The 26,695-nt window shown below is 59.6% G+C and carries 26 protein-coding genes; 9 read left to right on the top strand and 17 right to left on the bottom strand.

The window, feature by feature from the left end; translation table 11 throughout:
- Positions 1-5: 5 nt before the first annotated feature.
- Together GH665_RS08395 and GH665_RS08390 are read left to right on the top strand one after the other, a co-directional pair.
- On the top strand, positions 6-1,661 hold the full coding sequence (locus GH665_RS08395) for a class I adenylate-forming enzyme family protein (RefSeq protein ID WP_343038686.1): 1,656 nt from the start codon (positions 6-8) through the stop codon (positions 1,659-1,661).
- 39 nt (positions 1,662-1,700) lie between these two features.
- On the top strand, positions 1,701-2,444 hold the full coding sequence (locus GH665_RS08390) for an SDR family NAD(P)-dependent oxidoreductase (RefSeq protein ID WP_153135466.1): 744 nt from the start codon (positions 1,701-1,703) through the stop codon (positions 2,442-2,444).
- Between the two features lie 99 nt (positions 2,445-2,543).
- On the opposite strand, the gene GH665_RS08385 is transcribed toward GH665_RS08390, so the two are convergent.
- From GH665_RS08385 to GH665_RS08330, 12 genes are all read right to left on the bottom strand, one after another.
- The gene (locus tag GH665_RS08385) at positions 2,544-3,389 is read right to left on the bottom strand and encodes an oxidoreductase (protein ID WP_153135465.1); all 846 of its coding nucleotides are present in this window, start codon (positions 3,387-3,389) and stop codon (positions 2,544-2,546) included.
- Positions 3,390-3,419: 30 nt separating this feature from the next.
- On the bottom strand, positions 3,420-3,896 hold the full coding sequence (locus GH665_RS08380; RefSeq protein ID WP_153135464.1) for a MaoC/PaaZ C-terminal domain-containing protein: 477 nt from the start codon (positions 3,894-3,896) through the stop codon (positions 3,420-3,422).
- A gap of 11 nt (positions 3,897-3,907) precedes the next feature.
- Entirely contained in the window at positions 3,908-5,017 is a 1,110-nt protein-coding gene (locus tag GH665_RS08375; RefSeq protein WP_246216164.1) for a CaiB/BaiF CoA transferase family protein, read from the bottom strand.
- Positions 5,017-5,700 carry a 3-hydroxyacyl-CoA dehydrogenase family protein gene (locus tag GH665_RS08370; RefSeq protein ID WP_153135462.1) on the bottom strand — a complete coding sequence of 228 codons (684 nt, stop codon included), beginning with the start codon at positions 5,698-5,700 and terminating at the stop codon, positions 5,017-5,019. Before GH665_RS08370 ends, GH665_RS08375 begins: the two co-directional genes overlap by 1 nt.
- 2 nt (positions 5,701-5,702) lie before the next feature.
- Positions 5,703-6,578 carry a 3-hydroxyacyl-CoA dehydrogenase family protein gene (locus GH665_RS08365; RefSeq protein WP_153135461.1) on the bottom strand — a complete coding sequence of 292 codons (876 nt, stop codon included), beginning with the start codon at positions 6,576-6,578 and terminating at the stop codon, positions 5,703-5,705.
- A gap of 9 nt (positions 6,579-6,587) precedes the next feature.
- Positions 6,588-7,754, bottom strand: coding sequence for an acyl-CoA dehydrogenase family protein (locus GH665_RS08360; protein ID WP_153135460.1), 1,167 nt, complete (start codon positions 7,752-7,754; stop codon positions 6,588-6,590).
- Between the two features lie 91 nt (positions 7,755-7,845).
- Entirely contained in the window at positions 7,846-8,616 is a 771-nt protein-coding gene (locus GH665_RS08355; protein WP_153135459.1) for an enoyl-CoA hydratase/isomerase family protein, read from the bottom strand.
- Between the two features lie 166 nt (positions 8,617-8,782).
- Entirely contained in the window at positions 8,783-10,234 is a 1,452-nt protein-coding gene (locus GH665_RS08350; RefSeq protein ID WP_153135458.1) for an NAD(P)(+) transhydrogenase (Re/Si-specific) subunit beta, read from the bottom strand.
- Complete coding sequence (locus GH665_RS08345) at positions 10,234-10,578, bottom strand: NAD(P) transhydrogenase subunit alpha part 2 (RefSeq protein ID WP_153135457.1); 345 nt, start codon at positions 10,576-10,578, stop codon at positions 10,234-10,236. Before GH665_RS08345 ends, GH665_RS08350 begins: the two co-directional genes overlap by 1 nt.
- Positions 10,579-10,598: 20 nt before the next feature.
- On the bottom strand, positions 10,599-11,744 hold the full coding sequence (locus tag GH665_RS08340) for a Re/Si-specific NAD(P)(+) transhydrogenase subunit alpha (RefSeq protein ID WP_153135456.1): 1,146 nt from the start codon (positions 11,742-11,744) through the stop codon (positions 10,599-10,601).
- Positions 11,745-11,946: 202 nt separating this feature from the next.
- Positions 11,947-13,125, bottom strand: a complete 1,179-nt coding sequence (locus GH665_RS08335) for a thiolase C-terminal domain-containing protein (RefSeq protein ID WP_153135455.1) — start codon at positions 13,123-13,125, stop codon at positions 11,947-11,949.
- 4 nt (positions 13,126-13,129) lie between these two features.
- Entirely contained in the window at positions 13,130-13,558 is a 429-nt protein-coding gene (locus tag GH665_RS08330) for a Zn-ribbon domain-containing OB-fold protein (RefSeq protein ID WP_153135454.1), read from the bottom strand.
- A gap of 567 nt (positions 13,559-14,125) precedes the next feature.
- On the opposite strand from GH665_RS08330, the gene GH665_RS08325 reads away from it, so the two are divergent.
- The 7 genes from GH665_RS08325 (at position 14,126) to GH665_RS08295 (ending at position 21,188) form a co-directional block, all read left to right on the top strand.
- Positions 14,126-14,992: a branched-chain amino acid ABC transporter permease gene (locus tag GH665_RS08325; RefSeq protein ID WP_153135453.1), complete on the top strand. Its 867-nt coding sequence runs from the start codon at positions 14,126-14,128 to the stop codon at positions 14,990-14,992.
- Positions 14,993-15,026: 34 nt separating this feature from the next.
- On the top strand, positions 15,027-16,019 hold the full coding sequence (locus GH665_RS08320; RefSeq protein ID WP_153135452.1) for a branched-chain amino acid ABC transporter permease: 993 nt from the start codon (positions 15,027-15,029) through the stop codon (positions 16,017-16,019).
- Positions 16,016-16,783 carry an ABC transporter ATP-binding protein gene (locus GH665_RS08315; protein WP_153138304.1) on the top strand — a complete coding sequence of 256 codons (768 nt, stop codon included), beginning with the start codon at positions 16,016-16,018 and terminating at the stop codon, positions 16,781-16,783. Before GH665_RS08320 ends, GH665_RS08315 begins: the two co-directional genes overlap by 4 nt.
- Positions 16,784-16,785: 2 nt before the next feature.
- Positions 16,786-17,478 carry an ABC transporter ATP-binding protein gene (locus GH665_RS08310; protein ID WP_153135451.1) on the top strand — a complete coding sequence of 231 codons (693 nt, stop codon included), beginning with the start codon at positions 16,786-16,788 and terminating at the stop codon, positions 17,476-17,478.
- A gap of 3 nt (positions 17,479-17,481) precedes the next feature.
- Positions 17,482-18,525 (top strand): amidohydrolase family protein, encoded by a 1,044-nt coding sequence (locus GH665_RS08305; RefSeq protein ID WP_153135450.1) that lies wholly within the window; start codon positions 17,482-17,484, stop codon positions 18,523-18,525.
- 512 nt (positions 18,526-19,037) lie between these two features.
- A complete protein-coding gene (locus tag GH665_RS08300) occupies positions 19,038-20,225 on the top strand; it encodes a porin (protein WP_153135449.1) in 1,188 nt (395 codons plus the stop codon).
- Positions 20,226-20,423: 198 nt separating this feature from the next.
- Positions 20,424-21,188: an SDR family NAD(P)-dependent oxidoreductase gene (locus GH665_RS08295; RefSeq protein ID WP_153135448.1), complete on the top strand. Its 765-nt coding sequence runs from the start codon at positions 20,424-20,426 to the stop codon at positions 21,186-21,188.
- Between the two features lie 127 nt (positions 21,189-21,315).
- On the opposite strand, the gene GH665_RS08290 is transcribed toward GH665_RS08295, so the two are convergent.
- From GH665_RS08290 to GH665_RS08270, 5 genes are all read right to left on the bottom strand, one after another.
- The gene (locus GH665_RS08290) at positions 21,316-22,269 is read right to left on the bottom strand and encodes an electron transfer flavoprotein subunit alpha/FixB family protein (RefSeq protein WP_153135447.1); all 954 of its coding nucleotides are present in this window, start codon (positions 22,267-22,269) and stop codon (positions 21,316-21,318) included.
- A 20-nt stretch (positions 22,270-22,289) separates the two neighbouring features.
- Positions 22,290-23,039 carry an electron transfer flavoprotein subunit beta/FixA family protein gene (locus GH665_RS08285; protein ID WP_153135446.1) on the bottom strand — a complete coding sequence of 250 codons (750 nt, stop codon included), beginning with the start codon at positions 23,037-23,039 and terminating at the stop codon, positions 22,290-22,292.
- 99 nt (positions 23,040-23,138) lie between these two features.
- The gene (locus GH665_RS08280) at positions 23,139-24,983 is read right to left on the bottom strand and encodes an NAD(P)-dependent oxidoreductase (RefSeq protein ID WP_153135445.1); all 1,845 of its coding nucleotides are present in this window, start codon (positions 24,981-24,983) and stop codon (positions 23,139-23,141) included.
- Between the two features lie 13 nt (positions 24,984-24,996).
- Positions 24,997-25,323, bottom strand: a complete 327-nt coding sequence (locus tag GH665_RS08275; protein ID WP_153135444.1) for a carboxymuconolactone decarboxylase family protein — start codon at positions 25,321-25,323, stop codon at positions 24,997-24,999.
- Positions 25,324-25,416: 93 nt separating this feature from the next.
- Positions 25,417-26,622, bottom strand: coding sequence for an ABC transporter substrate-binding protein (locus GH665_RS08270; protein WP_153135443.1), 1,206 nt, complete (start codon positions 26,620-26,622; stop codon positions 25,417-25,419).
- Positions 26,623-26,695: the final 73 nt, after the last annotated feature.

Raw genomic sequence — 26,695 nt, 5'->3', positions numbered from 1 at the left:
TTACCTTGCACGATCCCGCGGCCGCGCGACGCCATTACCTCAAAGGCATCTGGCAGACCGACACGATGTACTCGCTCGCAAAGCGTCATTCGGCGGAACGAGGCAGCGCCTTCGCCGTGCGCGACGGCTCGCGGAGGCTGACCTGGAGTGCAGTCGTCGCCTGGGCCGACGCGGTGGCGGCTGATCTGCACGACAGTGGCCTGCGCAGCGGTGACCGAGTCTCGATCTGGTTGCCAAACCGGATCGAAACCGTGGTCATCATGCTGGCGTGCTCGCGCAACGGCTATGTATGCAACCCGTCCCTGCACCAGAACTACACCGTGACGGAAATCGTCACGATGCTGGGGCGCATCGATTGCCGTGCGCTCTTCGCGCAACCGGGGTGGGGAGCCGACGCCAACACCGCCAACATTTTCGCGCGCGCAACCGATCTGGCGCATATGAAACGCGTCTATGCGCTACCGCCGCTGCGCACAGAGGAGATTCAGCTGCCGACCGGCGGCATCCACCCCATGCCTTATCCTGGGCAAGGATCGCGCATCCCGCTTCCGCCACCGAGCACCAATCCGGACCAGGTTGTGTACCTCGCTTTCACGAGCGGCACGACAGGTACGCCGAAAGGCGTGATGCACAGCGACAACACGTTGCTGGCCAACGGCCGTGCCCTCGTCGCCGACTGGGGGCAAGACGAGAACACGGTGCTGTTGACCCTCAGCCCGATGAGTCACCATGTTGCGACGGTCGGACTCGAACAGGTTCTTGTCGCGGGTTGCGAGCTCGTCATGTACGACCCCCTCGCGGGCGTGACTCCATTCGACTGGATCGAGTCGACGGGCGCGACCTACGTCATGGGCGTGCCCACGCACGCGATGGACTTACTGCAGGAAGTCGAGAAACGCGGCGCGACGCGGCTCGGCGCTGTGAAGTTTTTCTACATGGCCGGGAGCCTTATTCCGACCGAGACCGCGCGCAAGCTGTTGTCACTGGGGGCAAAGCCTCAGAACGTCTATGGCATGACGGAGAACGGTTCCCATCAGTACACCAAGCCGACGGCCACCGTCGAAACCATCACCGGCACGTGCGGCAAATCGTGTCCGGGCTACGAGATCAGGCTGTGGCAGCCAGACAGCCCGGATCTGGAGGCCGCGCCGGGCGAGGTCGGAGAGATTGGCGGACGCGGTGGCCTGCTGATGCTCGGCTACTTCAACAATCAAACTGCGACTGAGTCTTCGTTCAACAGCAGCGGCTGGTTCATGAGTGGCGATCTCGGACGTTTCGACGAAGCAGGCAACCTTGAGATCGTCGGCCGCAAAAAGGATCTCATCATCCGCGGCGGTCACAACATTCATCCCAGCCACATCGAAGAGTACGCACACCGCCACCCCGGCATCAAGAAAGCTGCGGCCTTCGGCGTCGCCGATCCGCGCCTGGGTGAGAAGGTTTGTCTTGCCATCATCTGCAATGGCGCGGCCCCGGACGCGGAGGAAATCCTGGCGCATCTCGCGCGGGAAGGTCTGTCCAAGTTTGATATGCCGGAATACTTTCTTGCACTGCCGGCATTTCCATTAACTGCCAGTGGCAAGATTCTCAAGCGCGAGCTGATGCTGCAGGTCGAGAATGGGCAACTGCAACCCATGGCCGTACGCTATCGCGCCGCCTGACATGTGCGAATCCGAAGATATGAAAGCTGAGGGAACCGAATGAAACGCGATTGTATTGTCGTAACGGGAGCAAGCAAAGGAATCGGCGCTGCCATTGCGTTCTCGCTCTCCGAGCAGGGCCACCATGTCGTCTGCCTGTCCCGTTCCGGCGCGCTGCCCGAAGTCCACAACACCTCCGGCGACGTGGCGTCGCGTCTGATCGCTCGTCGGGCCGACGTCACGCAACCCGATGCGCTGGCAAAGGTATTTCGCGACCTGGGCGAAGAAGGATGGCGGATCACAGGCCTCGTCAACAACGCGGGCTTGCATATCGACGCCCCTTCCGCCGAGCTATCGCTCGAACAATGGCATCAGGTGATGGATATGAACGCCACATCGGTGATGACCGCTTGCCAGAAGGTCTACCCGCATCTGATCGCAGCGGGCGGTGGGCTCATCGTCAATATCGGTTCATTCTTTGACAAGCTCGGTGTGAAGCGTAATCTCGCTTATTGCGCCAGCAAGGCAGCCGTCGGAGCGATCACGCGCTGCCTCGCAGTCGAATGGGGCGGCAAGGGTATCCGGGTGATGAACGTCGCACCCGGCTATATCCAGACGGACCTGAATGCGGACTCGATCGCCGCGGGTCCACTCATGAGCTATCTCGAGAAACGTATTCCACGCGGGCACCCCGGTTCCGCCGCTGAAGTCGGCTCGCTGGTTGCCATGTTATTTGCGCCTGCCTGCAGCTTCCTCACCGGCGAAACGATCTATGTCGACGGCGCTCAGGGAGTCGCTCACTGAGCATCCCATTAACGTTTCAGGCATACAGACACGTCAAACGTCATGGCCCGTATCGCCCCGTTTAACGGCGATACGGGCCATTCAGCTTTGAGCCGCTTCCTATTCGTCGGCCCTCGTCGATCTGGAGAGATATTCCCAACGGTCCAACTCGGCCGAAATGGCGCCGATGTCGTCCCGGATGAATTGCAGGCTATCCTCGCCAAGCGGCAGACGCAGCGGCGGCTCCTTCGCCTCGACCAGACGGCACAATGCAGGCCCGAATTTCGCGGGATCGCTTTGTTGTTTCCCGTGGCGTTGCTCGACGTAGTCACTAATCATGCGATTGGTGCCCGCATAATCTTCCTCGTCGCTTTTCGCGCTCACGAGCGAGGGGCCCGCAAAATCGCTACGAAAGCCGCCGGGCTCGATGATCGTCACATGAATGCCGAGGTGTTTGATTTCCATCGCCAGCGCCTCGGAATACCCTTCCACCGCGAATTTGGATGCACTGTAGAAAGCGAAGCCCGCCGATGCGCCGAACCCCGCCTTCGACGACAAATTGATGATATGCCCCGATCGTTGACGGCGCATCACCGGCAGCACCGCCCGGGTCATTTCGGCGAGCCCGAAGAAGTTGATTTCGAACATGCTGCGGTACTTGTCCGCGGGAGTTGCCTCGGCGACTGCGAGCAGTCCATACCCCGCGTTGTTGACGAGCACGTCGATGCCTCCAAATGCCCGATCGGCCTGCACCACCACGTCATCGAAACGAGCGTGGTCCCGTGCATCGAGATGGAAGGCCCGCAAGCGGTCCGGATATGCTTCGGACAGGCCGTGACTGCCATCGGCGGCGAGCACTGTTACGACTACCCGGTCGCCTTGTTCCAGCGCGGCTTTCGCGGTAGCGAAGCCGAGCCCCTTGTCTGCGCCCGTGATCAACCAGGTACGCGGCGTTTTACTCGTCATTGCCCCTCCTTCTGATCCGATTGCAGAACGCTAAGCGGCGGCTTTTTCCGACGGCCGGCGTTTATAAAGAATCGTCACTTCCATTTCCTGGACAACCGTGCCGTCGTGACGTACAAAGCGCCGTTCCATCTTGACGGTGCCACGGTCTGGTTTGCTCGACTCCTTGCGTTCGATCACCGTGGCTTCGCTGTGCAGCGTATCGCCATGTTTGACCGGAACAAGCATCCGCCACTTGTCGATCTGGAGTAGCGCGAGTAGCGTTCCGTCATTGATTCCACTCGCGTACTGCAAGCCACCCATGATTCCGTAGACCAACGGCCCGTGAGCAATCGGTTCGCCGAACGGCGTGGTCTTGCAGTACTCCCAGTTCGTGTGGACTTCATTAAAGTCGCCCGTCAAACAGGCGAAATTGACGATATCCGTCGACGTGATCGTGCGAGCCGGCGTCTGGAACACCTTGCCGATCTCGAAGTCCTCCCAATAGAGTCCTCGCCTGCCTGAAGACATTGCATTGCTCCTTAGATATTGAAATTCGGCGACCCGCCGGCGAGAAGCGGCGCGTCCTTGACTTTCTCTTTGTCACGAAAAACTTCAGCTACCGGAACAGGCAGTGCGCTGATCACATCGCCACCCGAAAGCCGAACCTTGTGGTCGAATAGCCCGCGTTGTGCGAAGTGTGGATCGGAGACTGCGTGCTCGAGGCCCACGACGCGCACCGTGCAAGCGTCCACGCCCGCGAAGCGTTCGATCCACGTTTCTGCGGATTGAGTCGCGATCAACGCGGCAACCCGCTGCTGAACCGCGGAATCCAGACCATCCGCGTTCGCCAGTTCCGGTGCGCCGATGACCCGTGTGAAGTTCTGCCAGAATTTGTCTTCGAGCGGCGCGGCCGCGAGGTACTGGCCGTCGAGTGTCCGGTAGACCCGGTAGCGCGCCGTGCCTCCCGTCACGAGTTCGCCGCCTGGCGTTGGCCAGCCATTACCAGTCCATCCGTTGCCGAGCGCCCAGTACATGAACGTAAAAAGGTTGTCGGCCATCGATATGTCCAGATGACAGCCGCGACCCGTCTGGTCGCGCTGTCTGAGCGCCAGCAGGATGTTCATGATCGCCGGGTAGGTACCCCCCGCGATATCGGCGATCAATGCGGGGGGGAGCACTGGTGCACCGTTGCTATCCGCGGACAACGCCAGCATTCCGGTCTCGGCAAGGTAGTTCAGATCATGAGCCGCGGTGCTCGACTTTGGCCCGGTCTGGCCGTAACCGGTGATCGAGCAGTAGACGAGCCGCGGATTGCGTGCCGCAACCTCGTCGTAACCGAGACCCAGCCGACTCATCACGCTGGGCCGGAACTGCTCGACGACAATGTCCGCCTCGTCGATCAGCGCGAGCGCCGCTTCCCGGTCAGTGGCATTCTTGAGGTCGAGCGCGACCGACTTCTTGCCACGATTCAACAGGCCGAAATTCACGCTGTCGGGTCCGGACTTCGGCTCGTAGCCGCGCATTTCATCACCGGCGGGCCGCTCAATCTTGATGACGTCCGCGCCCGCCTCGGCGAGAAGCAACGTACACAATGGACCAGGCAATAGCGTGCTCAGGTCGACTACCTTCACGCCCCGTAGCGGCTGCATCACTGCTCCGCGTCCCGGGCACGCCGGTGCGCAACCTGCGCGCGACGAGCCGGCGCGTACGCGCTATCGCCCAAAGCGTCATAAAGCGCCTGCGTGACTTGATAGTGATGCTGCAGGCCAGTTCGTTCGAGTAGTGCAATCGGCCCCTCCGGGTAGCCGAGACCAAGGCGGAGCGTCATATCCAAATCGGTTGCGCTCGCCAGTTTCTCGTCGAGACGTCGCAACGCAGCGTTGTAGTAAGGCCGCACAAGCCGGTCGACAATCCGCCCTGGAAAATCTCCGCAGACTGCCACGGCGAAGCCGGCCGTTTCGAACGCTGCTTTGGCCCTGGCCAGCGCGGCCGCATCGGCTTGCGCCGGTTTGACCAGTTCGATCAGATTGCTGGGGGCGGCATTGCCGAGTTTGAATCGCGCAAAGCCGAAGACATTCGGTGCTGCCCCGCCCTCGAGATCGGTGCGTGCGGAATCGCCTGTGTACTCGGCGAGGCATTCATGACCCAGCTCGATCGCAACGAACGGGACTTCTGTCGCGCGCCAACCGTGCCGCTGTTCCTCAGCGAAGGCAGCGCCGGCTTGCGCGCCGATATAGACCCGAGGGGCGGCGTCGTCGCGCGCGGCATCGACGAACGCGTGAGCTTCCTGAAACGACCGGCTCTCGCCCTTCCGAATGATTCGATAAGTCATCGTCATGCTCCGAACATCTTCGTGTTGTCGTAAGTGTGGAAGCCACGGCCGGTTTTCTTGCCTAGCCAGCCCGCGGCAATCATTCTGCGAACCAGAGGGGGACACGCCACGCGTGGTTCGTGGGTAAGTCCATGCATGGCTTCACATAGCAGGCGTTGCGTATCCATGCCGACGAGATCGAGCAGCTCCATCGGTCCCATTGGATAACCCAGGGCGGCTTTGATTGCCTTGTCGATATCCGCGGCTTCAGCCACACCCTGCTCCACGAGACGGATCGCGTCGTTGTTAAATGGAATCAGGAAGTAGTTGAGAATGAAGCCTGGCGTGTCCTGCGTTTTCACCGGACGCTGACCGAGCGCCTCGGCGAAAGCCCACGCACGCTCGAACGTCTCCTCGCTCGTGTTCAGTCCCGGCGACATTTCGATCAGCTTCATCAATTGCGCCGGCAGGCAGAAATGCATACCCACGAAGCGGTCCGCTCGTCCTGAGCCGCCTGCGATTTCGGTAATGGAGATCGTCGACGTGTTCGACGCGAATAGCGTCTGCGGCGGACAGATCTTGTCCAACGCGCTGAACAATTGATGCTTGACGTCGAGGTTTTCGAACACCGCCTCGATCACCACGTCGCAATCCGCCAGATCGTCGAGTCTCGTCGTGCCATGCCAGCGCGACATGATTTCCGGCACGGCATCCGCTGGAATCTTTCCGCGTTCGGCCGATTTATTCAGAAAAGCTTCTGTCTGCTTGCGTGCGCGGTCGAGCGCGTCCTGCCGCGTGTCGTACACCCGGGTCACGAAGCCGGCGCGCGCGGCAACGATGGCAATGCCGCAACCCATCGTACCGCTGCCGGCCACGCCGACTGTTCTGATTTGCGTCATCTGCGTCTCCTATTTCTGAATGAAGCTTCGTCCGATCAACTGGCGGTGAACCTGATTGGTTCCCTCCCAGATCTGGGTGATCTTCGCGTCACGCATCAGGCGTTCGACACGATAGTCGGAGCAGTAACCGTAGCCGCCGAACAACTGCACCGCGTCGGTGGTAATGCGCATGGCGGCGTCCGAGGCACGCATTTTGAGCATTGAGGCTTCGATGCCGAAGTCAGTCTCGCCCGCGTCGATCATTGCCGCCACGCGCCACAGCCATGACTCACACAGGGCCAGCTCCGCCGCCAGATCGGCCAGCATGAATTGAATACCCTGAAACTCGATGATCTTGCGCCCCGACTGCTTGCGCTCGTTGATATAGGCGGTCGCGTCTTCGAACGCCGCGCGTGCAACGCCTAGCGCATGTGCTGCCACGCTGGGCCGCGAACGATTCAGCGAACCGAGCAGAATGCGCAATCCATCTCCCGGCTCACCCACCAGGTTCGCACGCGGCACACGGCAGTTGTCAAATGCGAGCGACGCTGTGCCGGAGGCTCGTGTGCCCATCTTGTGCTCAGTGCCGAGTACCGTGAGACCCGGTGTACCTTTCTCGAGAATCAACACCGAGATTGCCCGCTTCGGATCGTCGATACCTGCCCACTTGCCGAACAGCAGATACAGGTCCGCTACGTCGCCATTCGTAATGAACGTCTTTCCGCCATTGATCACGATGTGATCGCCGTCTTCGCGGAAGGTTGTTTGCATACCGGTAGCATCCGATCCCGCGCCGGGTTCCGTAATCGCCAGCGAGGCAAGCGCGCCTTGCGCGACCGCCGGCAGAAAACGCTGCTTGCTGGCAAGGCTGCCGTATTCGATCAGCGGTTTGATCGCATGAAAATTCGTCGCCCAGATGATGCCGGTGGAGGCGCACGCCTTCGATATCTCACGGACACACAGCGCGTAGCACGTGAACGACAACTTCGCGCCGCCATACTCTTCCGGCACGAACATCGCGTTGAGTCCGAGCGAATTGATCGCATCGATATTGGCCTGCGGAAACGCGCCAGTACGGTCGTATTCTGCCGCGCGCGGTGCGATCTGCTCACGCGCGAGTGTTTTCACGCTGTCGACGATCATCTTCTCGTCGTCATTGAGTTCGATACTTAAGTCAATTCTGTCCAGTACGTTCATTGAATTTCCGGTGTCAATGGGCCGATCGCGGCAACAGTCAATACAGCACCCTGCGCTTTACAACATTGCCGTAGCGGTGGCGCTGCGAACGTCAAATATCATTGAATTTCGCTGGGCGTTTTTCGACGAATGCGCGCATGCCTTCCGCAGCGTCGGCGGTGCGATAGGCGAGCGTGGAAAGGTCCGCTTCGATGCGCAAGCCTTCCGCAAGATCGACCTCCATCGCGCGGCGCACCGCGTCACGGGCAAAGGCCGAAGCGCAGAGGCTGAAACCGGTGTACTGCGCTGCATATTGCGCACCAAGCGCCTGCGGATCGCTGCCTCCAACGATCGCGTTGACCAGCCCGATGCGTTCCGCTTCTTCCGCGCCGACTGTGCGGCCGGACATGATAATGTCGAGCGCTTTCGCGGGCCCGACCAGTCGCGGCAGCCGCTGCGTGCCGCCGTAGCCTGGAATGAGGCCTAGCTTGATTTCCGGCAATCCGACCTTGGCCTTTGCGGTTACGATGCGAAACGTGCATGCCATGGCGAGTTCGAGACCGGCGCCGAATGCATAGCCGTGAATCACCGCAATGGACGGGATCCGCAAACGGTCGAGCTTCGCGAACACGGCTTGGCCAAACAGGGCTCCATCCCGCTCGGCAACGAGATTGCGACTCATCAGCTCCGTGATGTCGGCGCCCGCGCAAAAAGCCTTGTCGCCATGGCCCGTGATGACAAGTGCGCGGGCATTCGACGCAGCGACTTGATCGAATGCATTCGACAGGTCCTGCAGCAACGTGAAGCTCAGCGCGTTGAGTGCTTCAGGGCGGTTCAACGTGACGTAGGCGATCTGTCCGTCGATACTCGTTTGAATAGGCATGTCTGTCTCCAGTGCGACCTGCTAGATTCGGGTACATCAATTAAGCAAGGACTACGCCACTTTCCTGAATCCAGCGGTGACGCGCTTTTGGCGCATCGCTGATAGGTTTGACGGCGCAGTCGTGTCGTCCACGAAGACACGCTGTGTTGTCACGAGTGACACGAACTCATGCAGCCTTCAGCATGTCTTCGATCACCTTCTTCGCGTCGCCGAACACCATCATCGTCTTGTCCATGTAGAACAGGTCGTTGTCGAGACCGGCGTAGCCCGCTGCCATCGAACGCTTGTTCACGATGACCGTGCGCGCCTTGTACGCCTCGATGATCGGCATGCCCGCGATCGGCGACTTCGGATCGTTCTTCGCGGCCGGATTCACCACGTCGTTCGCGCCGAGCACCAGCACCACGTCCACCTGACCGAACTCGCCGTTGATGTCGTCCATTTCGTAGACCATGTCGTACGGCACCTCGGCTTCCGCGAGCAGCACGTTCATGTGCCCCGGCATGCGTCCGGCCACCGGGTGAATCGCGTACTTCACCTCGATGCCCTTTTCGACCAGCTTGTCGGTGAGCTCCTTCAACGCATGCTGCGCACGCGCCACGGCGAGGCCGTAACCCGGCACGATCACCACGGTTTCGGCATTGCCGAGCATGAACGACGCATCGTCGGCGGAACCCGATTTCACCGGACGCTGCTCGGCCGCGCCACCCGCCGCCGCCGCGCCTGGCTCGTTGCCGAAGCCGCCGAGAATCACGTTGAAGAACGAGCGGTTCATCGCGCGGCACATGATGTACGACAGGATCGCACCCGACGAGCCCACCAGCGAGCCCGCAATAATCAGCATCGGATTGTTCAGCGAGAAACCGATGCCCGCCGCCGCCCAGCCCGAATACGAGTTCAGCATCGACACGACCACCGGCATGTCCGCGCCACCGATAGGGATGATGATCAGCACGCCGAGCACGAACGCGATCAACGTCATGATGATGAACGGCAGCCACGATTGCGTGAGGAAGAAGATCACGCCGAAGCCGAGCATCCCGATCGCAAGAAACAGGTTGATGAGGTGCTGCCCCGCATAGACCACCGGTGCGCCCTGGAACAGCCGGAACTTGTACTTGCCCGACAGCTTGCCGAACGCAATCACTGACCCGGAGAACGTAATCGCGCCAACAAACGTGCCGATAAACAGTTCGACGCGATTGCCATACGGCAGAAAACCCGGAATCGCATTGTCAGGATCGACGAGGCCGAATGCCGCCGGCTCCGACACCACCGCATAAGCGATACACACGGCCGCAAGACCGATCAGCGAGTGCATCGCCGCGACCAGTTCCGGCATCTTGGTCATTTCGACGCGCGCCGCGACGAACGCGCCAATCGCGCCGCCGATCACCAGCGCGACCAGCAGCAGGCCGAGCCCGAGGCCCAGATTCGAGCCGAGCGCGTTCGCCTGTTTGACGATCAGCGCGATGGTCGTGAGGATCGCAATCGCCATCCCGACCATGCCGAACGTATTGCCCGTGCGCGCCGTCTTCGGATTCGACAGCCCCTTGAGCGCCTGAATGAAACAGACCGACGCGACCAGATAAAGCAGCGTGACGACGTTCAGACTCATTACGCGTTCTCCTTGGCCGTCTTGTCCGCAGTTTTGTCATTCGTGAGCTTCTTCGGCTCTTTCTTCCTGAACATCTCCAGCATTCGCCTCGTCACGAGAAATCCGCCGAACACGTTCACCGCCGCTAACGCGACAGCCAGCGCGCCGAAGAACTTGCCGGTGTCGCCCACGGTGAGGCCTGCCGCGAGCATCGCGCCGACGATCACGATCGCCGAGATCGCGTTGGTCACCGCCATCAGCGGCGTGTGCAGCGCGGGCGTGACGTTCCAGACCACGTGATAGCCGACGTAGATCGCCAGCACGAAGATGATCAGGTTGACGACGGTGTGATTGATAACTTCCATTCCCTGTTTCCTCATGAGCCTTATGCCGCAGTCCGCGTCACGGCACCATCGCGCGTGAGGAGCGTTGCCGCAACAATGTCGTCGGCGAGATCGATGTTGAACGTGCCTTCTTTGGTAATGATCAGCTTAAGAAAATCGAGCACGTTTCGCGCGTAGAGCGAAGACGCATCGGCCGCGGCCATCGCTGGCAGGTTCGTGTGCCCGACAATCGTTACGCCGTGCTTCACCACTACCTTGTCAGGTTCGGTGAGCGGACAATTGCCGCCCACGTAGCCGTCGGACGGCGCGCCACGTCCTGCGGCGAGATCGACGATTACGGAGCCCGGTTTCATCGACCGCACAGTTTCGGCCGTGATCAAGGTCGGCGCAGTGCGGCCGGGAATCAGTGCGGTAGCGATGACAATGTCGGCCTGGCTCGCGCGCGCGTGGACCAGCGACGCCTGACGCGCCAGCCAGCTAGCCGGCATCGCGCGCGCGTAGCCGCCGACACCCTGCGCAGCTTCGCGCTCCTCGTCGGTCTCGTAAGGGACGTCGAGGAATTTGGCGCCGAGGGATTCGATCTGCTCTTTCACGGCGGGACGCACGTCCGACGCTTCGATCACGGCACCGAGGCGCCTGGCGGTTGCGATCGCCTGCAAACCGGCCACGCCCGCGCCGAGAATCAGCACGCGAGCGGCTTTCACCGTGCCCGCTGCGGTCATCAACATCGGCATGAAGCGCTGATAGAAATAGGCGGCAACGAGAACAGCTTTGTAACCCGCAATATTCGCCTGAGAAGACAGCACGTCGAGACTCTGCGCACGCGTCGTGCGCGGTGCGGCCTCAAGCGCGAATCCCGTTAGTCCGGCTGCCGCCAGTCGCGCTGCGCCGCTGGCATCGAATGGGTCGAGCATGCCGACGAGTACCGCGCCGCGCTGGAAGACACGCAACTCATCTGCTCCAGGCGCGCGTACCTTCAGGACCATTTCGCATCCCAGCGCGGTTGCTTGATCAGTGATCTCCGCACCTGCTTCCCGGTAGGCGTCGTCAGTGATGTTCGCTGAGACTCCCGCGCCCAACGCCACCCGCACGACATGACCTTGGGCCCTCAGTTTCTTTACCGTTTCCGGAATCGCGGCAACTCGAGTTTCACCGGCCGTTGTTTCGGCCGGCACGCCAATATTCATGGACGCTGCTCCTTCTGATTTAGATCTTTAGTGATGGGCAAGCGCAGATGCGCTTAAATAAAGCGCATGAATCGCATGCGCGAACGTGCCCGCTCGCTTGTGAAAAGCAAGGATGCAAAGCTTTAGCGGGAAAACGACCGCGCGCCGTCGCCCCAAGCCGCTGCCTCGACAAGCTGCGACTCGGGTGCTAGCCAGGATGATTTCAGCCTTTCGCGTTGGCCAGAATGACCGTGCAATGGGAGGACAGAATGCCCCCTTCGTTGTGAACAAGCGCGACTTCCGCACCCTTCACCTGACGCGCGCCCAGTCCGCCCCTCAATTGACGAACCGCCTCCACAATGCCGAAGAGACCTCCTGCCGCGCCAGCATGCGCGTGCGAGAGCATTCCGCCATGTGTATTGACAGGTAGTGCACCGCCCACGCGTGCATGACCGCCGGCAAAGAAGGCCCCACCCTCGCCCGGCTCACAGAAACCAAGTTCCTCCAGCTCGATGATCGGTACGATGGTGAAGCAGTCGTACAGTTCAGCGACATCGATATCTCGCGGCTCCAAGCCGGCCATTTCGTACGCAATACGACCGGACTCCGTCGCGCCAAACTCGGTCAGACTCGGTGCGCACATCAGATGCTCGTGCGTGTGGTACTCCCCAATCCCCTGCAAATAGATCGGCTTGCTCCTCAGGTCCGCGGCGCGCTCCGCCGAGGTGACGATAAAGGCACCGCCCGCGTCGGAGATCAGACAGCAGTCGAGCATGCCAAGCGGGTCCGCGATTGGTTTCGCCGAGAGCACTTCTTCCACCGTCAATGGCTTCTTCATGTGCGCATTGGGATGCAATAGAGCGTGTTCGCGCGTGTTGACCGCGACCGAGGCCATCTGCTCGCGCGTCGTGCCGTATACGTGCATGTGACGCTGCGCGATCATCGCGTAGAAGCCGGGAATCGACGTGCCGTACGGCTGCTCGAAATACGGATGCCCCACCGCCATCAATGACGCGACCGCGGCATCCCGCGTTTGGCCAGTGGCGCGATTTTCGCCCGCGCACACGAGTACGGTTTCGCACTGCCCGGAAGCGATCGCCTCCGCCGCATGCTTCAACATGACGGCCGGACTCGCGCCCCCGGTAATGAGCGACGCGTTAAACCGGGGCTTCAGCCCAAGGTATTCGCAGATCACAGAGCCCAGCATGAAATACGGTTCGGTGAACGAGTACGCGGTCAGTACCCCGTCGATGTCGGATACCTGGAGACCCGCATCGTCGAGTGCGCGCTTTGCAGCCTGCGCATTCAGGCCGAGTCCGGACATGTGAGGAACACGCCCGATCTCCGATTCACCCACGCCGACAATGGCGATCTTGTTCTTGAGCGATGCCGCTGTTTTCATGGATCTAGCCTTCGGCCGAAACGCGATTGAATTGAGGAAGCCGGGCGCCGTCGCCACGATCCTCGAACGTCACGCAGACCCGGTCGCCGATGCGCACGGATAGCGCGTCTTCGCCAATTACGTTGGCCATCATGCGTGGCCCTTCATCGAGGTCGATCAATGCGACGACATACGGCGCACGAGCAGCGAATGCCGACATCGGCGCCCGGCGAATGATCGTAAAGCTATGGACGCTGCCGGTGCCTCCACTGTCGACCCATTCGAGCCGGTCGGACCAGCAGACCGGACATAGATAGCGCGGCATGAAGTGCAGCGATTCGCATGCAGAGCACTTGCGGATCACCAACCGGCGCTCCCGTGCCGCGGTCCAATAAGGAAGCGAGTCAGCGTTCGGCACTGGCAAAGGCAAAGGCAATCGTGCGGTGTCTTCCATCGTGAGTCTCCGTGACATTCAGCCCTTGTTACTGCAACCCCTATGCCAGGCGATCGAACGGCAAAGGCGTTCAGCGACGTAGTGGCGGACGGTATTAGTCAGAGGCGGCTTTGCGCGGCGCTGCAGGCCGGTTCCGTCGTGCGGCGACTGGAATCGAATGCGCCCGAAAAAGCACGGAATTGTCTTTTTGCTCGACATCTGTGTCGCTGCGAAACACACAGCGTCTGGGTCCCGGATCGGACCGGAGATCCGTTCGTATCCGGACAACTCTTTTGAGTTGCCTATGAACCGATTGAGGAAGGCATGAAACTCCATGAAGAGTCTCCGGCGCGAAGTTCCCTAATATCTCTACCCGTAGCACGGCGCCATTCGGGCTCGACCCAAGAATGTGCACTTGAAACTCAGAGACGTCCTCTTCACGCACACCTGTTCTCATCAAAGACAGAAATATCGTCAATGAGACTTCCCAGCCACGTGCTTCGGTGCCAAAAAGTTGGCACGACTGTTGCGAACTAGCGCCCAGGCTTGAGCCCCTGCTCAACTACAACATGAAGACGGAGACATACCTTGGAAAGCGTCATTGCGGCCGGCGTAAACGGCCTGACTCTAGGCACTCAGTATGCCTTAATTAGTATCGGGTTTACGCTCATCTTCAGCATTATGGGCGTCGTCAACTTTGCTCACGGCGGCTTCTATATTCTCGGTGGATACTTCGCGTATTCGCTATCGCACTCCCTCGGCCTGCCATTCGTTGTTGCCGTACTGCTGGCAACGGTGGCCACCGGCGTCATCGGGTACGTCATTCAGACGCTATTCGTCGAGAAATACGTCACCGACCACCTCGCAACGATGCTGATTACGTTGGGCATCTACCAGATCATGACCACCGGGGTCACGTTCGTCTACGGTGCCGAACCCGTCGATTTCAGATTTCCGGTTTCGGGTTCGCTGCGTGGCGCAGGGTTCTACATCCCGTATCCCAACCTGATCGTGATGGCTGTTTGCGCCACCGCGATTGCCGGGGTTTACTACCTTGTTTATAGAACCCGCTACGGAATCGCACTGCGCGCAATGGCCGACGACGCGCCGGTGGCAAAAGCCCAGGGCATTCCGCCCGCGCGGATGTTTCCCATGGCGTTCGCCATTGCTACGGCATTGGCCGGCCTCACCGGCGCGCTCGTGACTCCCATGCTCGCGCTCGAGCCGACTGGCGGAGAAGCCGTGCTCGGGAAGGCTTTTGTCGTCGTCATTCTCGGCGGGCTCGGTAGTGTCACGGGCGCCATGATCGCGGCGTTCATTGTCGGTCTCGTGGAAGCCTACTCGAGTGTCTATCTCGGCGGATCTCAAGGTGCGCTCGCGCTGTTCCTGCTGGTCGTGCTGATCCTGCTGGTACGCCCGCAAGGCCTGCTCGGCACCGTCGCACGCAAGGCCTGATCGCCCTCCCAATACCTCATGCGACCTCATCCCTATGAACTCAAACCGTCATCGCGACTTTAAGCTGGATATCTGGGGCGTCGTACTGCTCCTTCCACTAGCCGCCATACCCTTCCTCACGGTGAATACCTTTCTGAATTCGCTGACCTATCAATGCGCAATTGGCGTAAGCGCAGCGTTGGCCGTCTACATCACCTTGCGAATGGGTCTGCTCTCATTCACCGTACCGGCATTCATGGCGATCGGCGGCTATGCCTCGGCCATGCTGGCCAAAGGCGGAACAACAGACCTGCTTTTGCTGATGGGACTCTCATTCGTGGTGCCCGCCCTCTTTGCGATTCCGCTCGGCGCGCTCGTGCTGCGGCTCAAAGGCGTCTATTTCATCATCGTGACATTCCTCTTCAACGAGATTCTCCAGTTGGTGATTTTTGAAACACCTACGTTGACAGGCGGCTCAGACGGGATCGCAGGTGTGCCGCCCGCCACGCTGTTCGGCAAAGATCTCGGGTCGCCCACGATGTTGATCGTGGTGACCGTCGCGGTGTGTCTCATCGCGGCGCTCATTACGCTGACTGTGACCCAGCGTTTTCGCGCGGAATTCACCTCCATCGACGAAAACGAAACGCTGGCTGAAAGTCTCGGTGTTGCTGTCTGGAAGTATCGAACGATCGGTTTCGTGGCATCCGCGGGCGTGTCGGGTTTGGCCGGCTTCGCTCTTGTGAACATGCTCTCAACGGCTCACCCGAGTTCGTTCGCCTCATGGTCGATCAACAACTACATTGCCTACGCCTTCGTCGGTGGCCGCGGTTCGATGCTGGGGATCGTCGTGGGCAGCGCGCTGCTTATCGTCATGACGAACATCTTCAGCGGCTATGCCGATCTCTCTGGAGGCATGTTCGGCCTGCTGTTGCTGATCGTCATGATGGCAGCGCCAGGCGGAATCGTCGGCACGCTGGTGAAACTGGCCACCAACCGGAAAATACGTACCGAGCCGCAAGTGAAACCTGTTCATTGGAGAAAGGCATGAGTTCGGCTCAAGTTTTCCCTTCAGCCGCAAACGACACGACTCGAGCGTGCAGCCTTCGCATTGAGGGCGCTTCCAAGCACTTCGGTGGGCTCAAGGTGTTCGAAGGCATCTCATTCCAGGTGCCACAGGGCGAAGTTGTCGGCGTGATCGGCCCCAACGGCGCCGGTAAGACAACGATGATCAACGTCATATGCGGCATGCTATCGCCGACGTCTGGCCAAGTCTTTCTCGGTGACCGCAATATCACGGCCAAGCCGTTCCACACCGTCAGCAAACTTGGCGTGGCGCGCAGCTTCCAGCAGACCAACACGTTTCGCAGTGTGAGCGTCGAAGAAAACCTGTTCCGCGCCGAGCGCTTCGGCTCGCGGCACGACGGCCCCTCGTTAGGCATCGACACCCTGTTGGACGAGTTCGGCCTGGCCGCGCATCTACACGAACCAAGCGACAAGCTCCCTTATGGTCTGCAGAAGATGCTCGGACTGGTCATGGCATTGGCGGCACGCCCCCGTTTTCTTCTGCTCGATGAGCCGGCGGCAGGCCTCGAACGGCGGGAACGCACACAGGTGGACCGGTTCATCGAACACGCGCGAACGATACTCGGTTGCGGCGTGCTGATCGTGGAACACGACATGGATCTGGTCCGCCGTCTGTGTCCTCGCATTCTCGTACTCGAAGCCGGCCGCCTCCTCGCCGAGGGATCGCCTGACGAAGTCCTGTCGCGCCGCGACGTGATCGACGCCTACCTGGGTGTTACTGAGGAGTAAATATGCTGACAATCGAAAATCTCGGCGTCCGCTACGGGGGCATCGAGGCATTGCACGACGTGTCGATCGAAGTGAAACGGGGTGAGTCGGTGTTGCTGGTCGGGTCAAATGGCGCGGGCAAGTCGAGTCTCATCAATTCCGTGGTCGGATTGGTGCCGACCGCAGCCGGCCGCATTGTGTTCAACGGAAAGGACCTCGTCGGCGTGTCCTGCCCCGCACGCGCGCGCCTTGGCATCGGCTATTCCCCTGAGGGTCGGCGCGTGTTCAGTTCGCTGACTGTGACCGAGAACGTGTTGGCCGGCACCACGGGGATTCCGATTGCGAAAGCGATGGCCAATCTCGAATGGATCCAGAAGATATTTCCACTTCTTGTTGAGCGCGCCGATCAACCGGCGAATCAGTTGAGCGGCGGCCAGCAGCAGATCGTAGCGATCGCCCGCGCGGCTAGCACGATGCCGAAGCTGCTGCTGCTCGACGAGCCGTTCCTCGGCCTCGCACCTGTCTGGATCGGCCACATCAGCGACGCCATTCGTGAATTGCAGCGACGCGGCACGACCATTCTGATGACCGAGCAGATGGCCCGTCCCGCCCTGAAACTGGTGGATCGTGCCTACGTCATCCGCAATGGTGAAGTGCGCCGCAGCGGCACCGTAGACGAAATCCGCGACATTGCCCTTGCAGAGGAGTACCTCTAACTCATGATTCAATCCACCAAGACGTCGGCGACACACAATCAGTTATTCGTGGGCCGCGACGAGCCTATTCTCGACCCCGAGATACCGATCATCGATTCGCATCATCACCTGTTCGACCGACCACCGTTGTGCTACATGCTCGACGACTACCTCGAAGACGTACGCGCAGGGCATCGTGTCGTGGCGTCCGTTTATCTTGAGACACAGGCCTTTGCTCGCCCGGACGGGCCAGAAGTCCTACGACCACTTGGCGAAATCGAGTTTGCCAACGGTGTCGGTGCGATGTGCGCGAGTGGTGCGTATGGGGAATGCCGCGTCGCCGCGGCGATTGTCGGCTACGCGGATCTAAGGTTCGGCGACCAGGTAGCGGCGCTGCTCGACCGCGCGCTCGAACTCGCGCCCGAGCGTTTCCGAGGGGTCCGTCAGGTCACCATCGAAGACCCGACCGAAGCGCCCTATCGCTTCATTACTCACCGCCCACCGAGCGGCGTTATGAAGAACCCGGGATTCCGGCCCGGTTTCGAACAACTCGTCAAACGCGGACTAACCTTCGACGCGGCCATGTTCCATCACCAGTTGCAGGATCTCATCGACCTCGCAGATGCGTTCCCTCAGGCCACGATCGTACTGGACCATTGCGGGCATGCCATGGCGATGGACATGGACGAGCAATCCCGCGCCGACGTCTTTCGCAAGTATCGCGAAACGATATCCGAAGTGGCGCGGAGACCGAACATTTACTGCAAAATCGGCGGTCTTGGGATGCCCTTCTGGGGATTCCGTTTCGAGGAGCGGCAAGACCCGATCGGTTATCAGGAACTCGCTGCGACCTGGCGCCCACACGTCGAGACCTGCATCGAAGCCTTCGGCGCCGACCGATGCATGATGGAGAGCAACTATCCTCCGGACGGACGTTCAGGCGGCTTCGTACCGATCTGGAACGCGTTGAAGCATATCGTGCACGCGGCCTCGCCCAGTGAGAAGGCCGCGCTATTCCACGGCACGGCTGCCAAGGTGTATCGGATCCATCTTCCTGAATTTTCGTGAACAATGATCTCGGTGAGCCAACGCGCAGACCAGTCCATTACGGTTTGACACGCGCCTGGCTCGCCTTGAATACGAATCTCTATTTCCCATCCGCGCCTCACTGATATCAGACATCGGCATGGCGCCTCGCCTCCTTATGCCGCTCTAGGCACCGTGCATGCGGGTTCTCGAAGTGTGCGCGAAACACACGCTCGCTGTATCCATCAGAGACATGCCATAGCGGATCGCCGCTCGGTTCGCTATGACAAGCCGCCAAACTGACGCATTTTGCGATTATACATATGCACTTAATTCGCTTAGGTTACCTTAACTAATTTAACAATGAGAGCAAGAACACCAACACCCCTATCTCCAATCTCCGTTTCCCGAGCATCAGACTTGACGCGATCGATTATTCCGGTGGGTTGGCACAGACGTTGCATTTAATGCGCGTCGCGTGATGCTGATGCACAGATTGAGATCCTGTTCGCAGCGCGTGTACAACTAACTAAATCCGTGAGGAGACAACCCGCATGACACCGAACACGAAGCGATCTATCCTGTGCTGCGCCGCGTTAGCACTTCCTGCTACAGCGAGCTACGCACAAAGTCAGGTCACCCTGTACGGCGTAATCGACGAAGGCATCATGTATCAAAGCAACTCCGGCGGTCCCAGCGGTGGAAAGAGAATCTTCCTCGAATCGTTGAGCGGCCTAATGGGCAGCCGGTGGGGACTAACCGGTAGCGAAGATCTTGGTGGCGGCTTGCACGCGATCTTTACGCTCGAGTCTGGCGTCAATCTGAACAACGGCACGGCTGCACAAGGTGGCGCGCAGTTCGGCCGCCAGGCATTCGTCGGCCTCAGTAGCGATCGGTTCGGGAATGTAACGTTCGGCCGTCAGTACGACATGGTCTTCTACTTTCCGGCGCCCCTCACCGGATCGAATCTGCTCGGCGGTGACTATGCAACGCACCCGGGTGACGTCGATAACGCCGGCAATGGGTTACGGGTTAACAACACGGTTCGGTACATGAGCCAGAGCTACCACGGACTCACATTCGGAGGTGAGTACAGTGCCGGCGGCGTTGCCGGAAACGTCACTGGGAATAGCGGGTATTCGCTGGGTGCTGCCTATGCGTATGGTCCCCTGAAACTGGGCGCGGCATTCGAGTATTTCAAGAATCCTACCTCCGCAACGGCGGGTTCAGGCTTCTTTACGGGAAATGCCAACGGCGCGACGGTACTCTCGCAATCGTTAAACAAGGGGTATGCGAGCGCTCAAGCCTGGCAGGTGGCCATGGCGGCAGCCAACTACACCATCGGATCGATGACGCTGGCTGCGTCATTCTCGAACGTTCAGTATGCCAATCTGGGACCCGCCTTCTCAAACGGCATGGCGCGCTTCAACAACTATGACGTTGCAGCTCGATACCAGTTTGGCCCTGCCCTGTTTGTCGGCGTTGCCTATAACTATGCGATCGGTAAGGGTGTCTCGACGGCGGAAGGCACAACCGTCGGCAATCAGCACTATCACCAGGTTTCCTTTCTGGCAGATTACTTCCTTTCCAAGCGGACCGACGCCTACTTAGGTGTGGGCTGGCAGCGTGCTTCCGGAACATCGTCGCTCGGCACGCCCGCTGTCGCTGATATCGACTCGTTGGGTGACTCATCGAATAACCATCAGATTCTCGTCCGTCTCGCTCTGCGTCATAAGTTCTGAATGAACACCCTTCTCGCGCTGACCGCTATGGATGCGCACTGAAGAAAATAAGCTGAGCACCATCCGCTGCCTTTTCCGGGCAGCGGCCCACGGCGAATACGCATGGCAAAGGTCCGGATACATACCCCGTGTGGGCCAGCGTCGTATCAATCGTGTATTGGTCTGAAAAAGTCAAACCGAGCATCAGGAGCATCATAAATGAAACGCTTCGAAAACAAGGTCGTCATTGTGACCGGAGCCGGGAGTGGCATCGGCGCAGCCTGCGTAAGAAGATTATTCGACGAAGGCGCGTCCATCGTTGCCGCTGATGTGCACAAGGAAAACGTCGACAAGGTCGTAGCTGCATTCGAAGGTAGCGACAGAGTGTATAGCGTCGGCATCGACATATCGGATCGCGAACAGGTGGACGCGTTGGTGTCGGGCGCGGCTCAACAGTTTGGGCAACTTTGGGGACTTGTCAATTGTGCCGGAATACGAGGCGTGGGCAGCGTCCTGACTGTCGAACCCCATGTCTGGCGTCGCGTGTTATCGGTCAATCTCGATGGAACATTCAATGTTTGCCAAGCCTTCGCTCGTGCAATGAAAGGTGCACACGCGTCGGGCTCAATCGTCAATCTGAGTTCTGCAGCGGGCATTCGTGGCGTGCCAAACCGGCTCGCCTATGCTGCCTCGAAATATGGAATCGTCGGCATCAGCCAGACCATGGCGCTTGAACTCGGTCCGATCGGGATCCGTGTCAACGCGATCGCGCCCGGTATGATCCGCACGCCAATGACCGAGGTGATGTTCGAGGACGCGGAAAACGCCAACCGCATTCGCGCGGCTCACCCTATTGGCCGCGAAGGTCGACCAGATGAAGTTGCCGCGGCGGTCGCCTTTCTGCTCTCCGAGGACGCGAGTTTCATCACAGGCGTGGTTCTGGCAGTCGATGGCGGAAAGACGGCAGGTATTCCCTCGCATTGACTGGTCGGCCCTCTGGCCGGCCAGTTGAGTAGGCGGTTCGACCAGAGGCGGCCTTTTGAAGCATGGGCTAAAACAACGGCAAGCAGAGCCCGGCGTCCGTGTGCCTGGTCGATCGAGCTTCGTCGCGCTACGGCGTCTGCTTTAGCAAACGAACCATCTCCGGTATCGCTGCAAACAGATCGCCGACCAGTCCATAGTCCGCGACACCAAAAATCGGCGCTTCGGGATCTTTATTCACTGCGACGACCACCTTCGAGTCCTTCATCCCCGCGAGGTGTTGAATGGCGCCAGAAATGCCGACTGCCACGTAAAGTTGCGGCGCAACTATTTTCCCTGTCTGGCCGACCTGATAGTCGTTTGGAACAAAGCCCGCATCCACTGCGGCGCGCGATGCACCCATTGCCGCACCGAGCTGGTCGGCCAGAGGCTCGAGGAGCGCGGCGTAATTCTCCGCGCTGCCCAAGCCGCGGCCGCCGGATACGATGATCTCCGCCCCCGTGAGTTCCGGACGATTCAAGGTCGCAATCTCCCGGCTGACACACTCAGAAAGGTGCGCATCCACCGCGTTGACTCGCTCCACTGCCGCATTGCCGCCCTCCGCCGCCGCTGCCTCGAAAGCCGTAGCGCGCACCGTGAGCACCTTGATCGGCTCTGCCGACTGCACCGTCGCGATGGCGTTGCCCGCATAGATAGGCCGCTCAAACGTATCTGCACTCAACACGGCAATAACGTCGCTAACCTGCGCCACGTCGAGTTTCGCTGCGATCCGTGGCGCGAGATTCTTTCCGTACGCCGTTGCCGGCACGAGAATGTGCGAATAGGTGTGCGCGACCTGCAGCACAGTCGCTTCGATGTTTTCCGCGAGGCCCGCCTCGAGCTGCGGCGCTTCGGCAAGCAACACTTTTGAGACGCCGGCGATTTTCGCCGCGGCTTCAGCCGCGCCCTGTGCCTGATGACCCGCGATCATCATGTGAATATCGTTCGCCGCAAAACTGGCGATAACCGCTGCGGCAGTCATGGTATTGAATGTTGCGCCCTTGAGCGAAGCATTGTCGTGTTCTGCAATCACCAGGATGGTCATGTTGTTTCTCTTCTGTATCGTCAGATTACCTTCGTTTCGCCCCTGAGCTTTTCGACCAGCGTTTTCACGTCCGGCACGATGACGCCCGCGCTACGCTTAGGCGGCTCGCTCACCTTGAGCGTCTTCAAACGCGGCGTCACATCAACGCCGAGTTCCTCGGGTTTCATCGTTACGATCGGCTTTTTCTTCGCTTTCATGATGCTCGGTAGCGTAACGTAGCGCGGCTCATTCAGGCGGAGGTCAGTGGTAATCACTGCGGGCAACTTCAATGCAAGCGTTTCGGAGCCTCCGTCAATTTCGCGCGCAACGGTCACCTTGCCGCCCGTCACCGTCACCTTTGAGGCGAACGTCGCCTGCGGCAGTCCGGCCAGCGTAGCCAGCATCTGGCCTGTCTGATTGGAGTCGTCGTCGATGGCCTGCTTGCCCAGGACTACCAGTTGCGGCTGCTCCTTCTCAAAGACCGATTTCAGCAACTTTGCGACAGCGAGTGGCTGTAGTTCTTCGTTCGATTCGACAAGGATGGCGCGGTCCGCACCGATTGCAAGCGCGGTACGCAACGTCTCCTGACATTGCGCGACGCCGCAGGACACTGCAATGACCTCGGTGGCCACACCCGCTTCTTTCAATCGGACGGCTTCTTCCACGGCGATTTCGTCAAACGGATTCATCGACATCTTTACGTTTTCGATATCGACTCCGGTTTGATCCGATCTGACTTTCACCTTGATGTTCGCGTCAACAACTCTTTTAACTGGCACCAGAATCTTCATTTCCTTTCCTTGAGATACATTCAACGCGAATAGAGACGCGTGCACGCGCAGCGCTACGCCGCCGCGCGTGTGATCCGGCCGAAGGACACGGCGCCCTTATCAGGCACCGATAAATCGAATGTCCGACATGGATTCGTAGAATCGCGCCATCTCGTCGATGTTCGCGGTCTTGCCAAAGATATGTGCGCCCACCTCATACACGCTGCACACGGTTCTCGCAACCAGCATTGGCGCACCACATTTAATCGCCATACCACCGGCAAGCTTCAGATCCTTAACCATCAGTCCCAGTTGGAAACCCGCGGTTGCCTTTCCTTCCGATAGCGAAGGAAGAATCCGCTCCGATGCTGCGCTCCAACCCGTACTTTGATTGATGACCTTCGACAGGTCGGCGAGCTTGAGTCCATACTTCACCGCAATGGAAGCAGCTTCGTAAGTGAGAAGGCAGTTGCAGGTCGCCACCGCGTTATTGACCAGCTTGGCGATATGACCATTACCCAGCGTTCCGCAATAGACGACATTCGGACTAATGGATTCGAAAACGGGCCGCACGGTCGCGAAAGCATCGGGTGAGCCGCCAGCCATGATTGCAATCGTGCCCGCCACTGCGCCGCGCGCGCCGCCCGCAACCGGTGCGTCGACCAGTTGGACGCCCAGTTTTTGCAACTCGGTGCCGATGTCGATCGTTACGGTCGGATCACCCGTGGTCTGGTCGACGACGATCTTGCCGACGACGATCTTGCCGGGTGACAGTCCCTCAGCCAAACCGTCCTTGCCGAAAATCACTTCGCGCACAATGGCAGATGTCGGTACACACACAAATATGACATCGCACTCACGGGCGAGCGACGGCAGATCCTTTGCGACGATGGCACCTTCCGTTTCAAAAGCCCGTGCAGTTTCAGCGCTTACGTCGAACACTCGCATCGTTCGGGAGAGCATCAGGCGACGCGCGAGCGCGCCCCCCATCGTGCCCAGGCCGACATACCCCACCCGCAACGCCTGTTTGCCAGCATGCTGCAGGGGCGAAACAGGCTGGGACAATGCCGTATCCGGGGCATCCCGAATATGCGTTCCGGCCATGTTCTCGATGAGATCGATGACCTTCTCCAACTGCGCGGTCTCCCCCATCATATTGACACCCGTCTGCAGAATCCCGCGGACGATATTCGTTAGCGTGGTTGGTGCTCCGCAGTCCATCCCGAGTTGAATGACCTGGTTCATATCCTTCAACATCAGGGCCATGGCGAAATGGCTTGCAACCGACCTGCCTTCACTGAGTTCTTGCAAGGTAACTTTCGACGTGCGGTTCCGCCCCGATCCCTTGTTGATCATTTCGCTCATGGTGGCGAGCGATAGGCCCATCTTCCTGCCCATCGCCACAACCTCAAAGGTGGACACGCGGCAGCCGGCGCTCAGCAAGTTATTGCAAAGCTTCATGGCCTGACCGTCGCCAACCCGATTGCCGCAGTGAAACACGTTCGGGCTGATATCCCGCAGCACCGGCAATGCTCTCTCGCAGTCGGCTTCGGCTCCGGAGATCATAATAGAGATCGTCCCCGCATTCGCGCCCGCCACGCCGCCGGAAACGGGCGCATCGATCATGGCGACATCCTGTGTGGCAAGCTGTGCGGCAATGTCGCGAGTCTGGCCTGGCACCCCGCTAGTCTGGTCAACGACCAGCTTGCCGCTGGAAAGACCCTCGGCAAGACCATTCCGGCCGAAGATCAAATCACGGACATCCGATGTGCGCGGCAAGCATAGCAATACGATCTCGCACTGGCGTGCCAATTCCGCAGCGGAAGGCGCCACCGTGGCGCCGAGTTGTTCAAAGGCCGCCGTGGCACCGTTATTAATATCCCAGACGATGACTCTATGCCTGGCCACCAGGCGGCGCGCAAGCGCGGAACCCATGGAGCCAAGACCGATATATCCAATGTTCATGACGATGCCTCGTCTACCTGGTTTCGGATTCGAACAGTTCGAGCGCCGCCTTCCCGGCGCATAGTCCAGCCGGCCAACCTGCGTAGAAGGTCACCTGGACGATGAGGCCGCGCAACTCGTCGAGCGTGATACCCGCGTCGACGCCACGCGCCATCCAGGTTTTCATTTCCTCCAGTTTGCCGCCGGCTGCGAGCACGCCGAGCGTGACAAGGATCCGGTCGCGGTACGCCATTTCCGGTTGCTTCCAGACATCGCCCAATAGCACATCGGTGCGAATACGCGCGAGTTGCGGAACATGCTTGTAAATGCCGACGGAATCGCCGGTAGCCGTGAATGTCATGGATCGCTCCTAAGGAAGATAAGGTGATGGAAACTTTTGGATACCTCAACCCGCAATTACTGCGCGCAGCAATGCGCTCTTTCGTGATTCACACTACTTGGCGGACTCGGTGGGAATATCGATTTTTTGCTGGGGTGCCCGCTTGCCGTCCACGATGAAGTTCACAGCAACCGGAAATGAAAGCTCCTGATTGATGCCGTACTGCTTCTTGCCGCGCCAGCCTGCTTTGCCCACGTAACGCGATTCAGGCACCATGTTGCGCAACGCCGCGGCGATTTTTTCGCCGTCCTGGTCGGTGCCGGCGAGTGAAATTGCCTTGAGCAACATCTCCGCTGCGATCTGTTCGTTGTACCAAAGGGCCATCTCTGGAATCGGGCGCTTCATCAACCGCTCATAGTCGGCATTCATCTTTCTGATACCGGGATCTTCGGTAGGAATATGATCGAACCAGTAGAAGGCTTTCTGTTTCTGTTCGCCGCCGGAATTGGCGATGACGACATCTCCGCCGGCACCCAGGCGTCCAAACGCTCCCGCAAAGCCAGCTTCCCGCATCTGCTTGACAAGAATGCTTGCCTCACCCGGAGGCATGCCGCCCAATTCCACGGCATCGACGTTCATACCCATGAGCCGGACGACAATTGGCGAGAAATTCGCCGTCCCTCGCTGGTACCACTCCGTGGTTGTCTTGACTCCTGTGTCGTTATAAACCTTGGCAAGCGCTTTGCCCGGATCCGTACCGCCCTGGTCGTTCGGACCGACGACGACTGCTGTTTTTAGTCCAAAACGATCCTTTGCCGCCTTGACAGCAGCCGGCGCCCAAACGGGCGGCGACTGCACTTCGTGAAACGTACCGGGAAACTCGGGACTGATCACGTCGGCGGCAAACGACGGCGTGAAGTTCACCAGGCCATTACGCTTGGCCACCGGTTTGAAGCCTGTGATTTCCGGTGAGATGACCGGACCGACAACCGCGTGCGCTCCCTGACTCGCGAGATAGTTAGCGGCCGCCGCGCCGCCAGCAGCGGTCGACTGCGAGTCGACACTAATGACGGAGACTTTGCATTTGCGATTGCCGATCTGCAACCCTCCGTTGGCGTTCGTCCACGCAACCTCGAACTCGGTCGCGGCCTTCTCGGACAAGCCCCAACTTGCGCCCCCGCCGGTCATCGGCCCTGTCACTCCAAGCTTGACTTCACACTCCTGCGCGCCCGCCGGAAGGCTCCCAAGGCACGACGCGACCACCATCGTCGCTAGTGCAGCCGATTTTGTCCTGCTCCAACGCGTAAAGATCCGCTTCAATTTGATGTCTCCAGATGTTATTAGTGAACGGCCGATTAAATCCCGTCTGCGCGGTTTGACTGTCACCAAGTTT

This window comes from Paraburkholderia agricolaris, from assembly GCF_009455635.1.
GTDB lineage: Bacteria > Pseudomonadota > Gammaproteobacteria > Burkholderiales > Burkholderiaceae > Paraburkholderia > Paraburkholderia agricolaris.
This window is presented reverse-complemented; position numbering and strand designations above follow the sequence as displayed.

Bases quoted from the DNA above. Each gene is read 5' to 3' on its own strand.
- GH665_RS08390 (WP_153135466.1), top strand. From the start codon at position 1,701: ATGAAACGCGATTGTATTGTCGTAACGGGAGCAAGCAAAGGAATCGGC.
- GH665_RS08385 (WP_153135465.1), bottom strand. From the start codon at position 3,389: ATGACGAGTAAAACGCCGCGTACCTGGTTGATCACGGGCGCAGACAAG.
- GH665_RS08380 (WP_153135464.1), bottom strand. From the start codon at position 3,896: ATGTCTTCAGGCAGGCGAGGACTCTATTGGGAGGACTTCGAGATCGGC.
- GH665_RS08375 (WP_246216164.1), bottom strand. From the start codon at position 5,017: ATGCAGCCGCTACGGGGCGTGAAGGTAGTCGACCTGAGCACGCTATTG.
- GH665_RS08370 (WP_153135462.1), bottom strand. From the start codon at position 5,700: ATGACTTATCGAATCATTCGGAAGGGCGAGAGCCGGTCGTTTCAGGAA.
- GH665_RS08365 (WP_153135461.1), bottom strand. From the start codon at position 6,578: ATGACGCAAATCAGAACAGTCGGCGTGGCCGGCAGCGGTACGATGGGT.
- GH665_RS08360 (WP_153135460.1), bottom strand. From the start codon at position 7,754: ATGAACGTACTGGACAGAATTGACTTAAGTATCGAACTCAATGACGAC.
- GH665_RS08355 (WP_153135459.1), bottom strand. From the start codon at position 8,616: ATGCCTATTCAAACGAGTATCGACGGACAGATCGCCTACGTCACGTTG.
- GH665_RS08350 (WP_153135458.1), bottom strand. From the start codon at position 10,234: ATGAGTCTGAACGTCGTCACGCTGCTTTATCTGGTCGCGTCGGTCTGT.
- GH665_RS08345 (WP_153135457.1), bottom strand. From the start codon at position 10,578: ATGGAAGTTATCAATCACACCGTCGTCAACCTGATCATCTTCGTGCTG.
- GH665_RS08340 (WP_153135456.1), bottom strand. From the start codon at position 11,744: ATGAATATTGGCGTGCCGGCCGAAACAACGGCCGGTGAAACTCGAGTT.
- GH665_RS08335 (WP_153135455.1), bottom strand. From the start codon at position 13,125: ATGAAAACAGCGGCATCGCTCAAGAACAAGATCGCCATTGTCGGCGTG.
- GH665_RS08330 (WP_153135454.1), bottom strand. From the start codon at position 13,558: ATGGAAGACACCGCACGATTGCCTTTGCCTTTGCCAGTGCCGAACGCT.
- GH665_RS08320 (WP_153135452.1), top strand. From the start codon at position 15,027: ATGAACTCAAACCGTCATCGCGACTTTAAGCTGGATATCTGGGGCGTC.
- GH665_RS08315 (WP_153138304.1), top strand. From the start codon at position 16,016: ATGAGTTCGGCTCAAGTTTTCCCTTCAGCCGCAAACGACACGACTCGA.
- GH665_RS08310 (WP_153135451.1), top strand. From the start codon at position 16,786: ATGCTGACAATCGAAAATCTCGGCGTCCGCTACGGGGGCATCGAGGCA.
- GH665_RS08305 (WP_153135450.1), top strand. From the start codon at position 17,482: ATGATTCAATCCACCAAGACGTCGGCGACACACAATCAGTTATTCGTG.
- GH665_RS08300 (WP_153135449.1), top strand. From the start codon at position 19,038: ATGACACCGAACACGAAGCGATCTATCCTGTGCTGCGCCGCGTTAGCA.
- GH665_RS08295 (WP_153135448.1), top strand. From the start codon at position 20,424: ATGAAACGCTTCGAAAACAAGGTCGTCATTGTGACCGGAGCCGGGAGT.
- GH665_RS08290 (WP_153135447.1), bottom strand. From the start codon at position 22,269: ATGACCATCCTGGTGATTGCAGAACACGACAATGCTTCGCTCAAGGGC.
- GH665_RS08285 (WP_153135446.1), bottom strand. From the start codon at position 23,039: ATGAAGATTCTGGTGCCAGTTAAAAGAGTTGTTGACGCGAACATCAAG.
- GH665_RS08280 (WP_153135445.1), bottom strand. From the start codon at position 24,983: ATGAACATTGGATATATCGGTCTTGGCTCCATGGGTTCCGCGCTTGCG.
- GH665_RS08275 (WP_153135444.1), bottom strand. From the start codon at position 25,323: ATGACATTCACGGCTACCGGCGATTCCGTCGGCATTTACAAGCATGTT.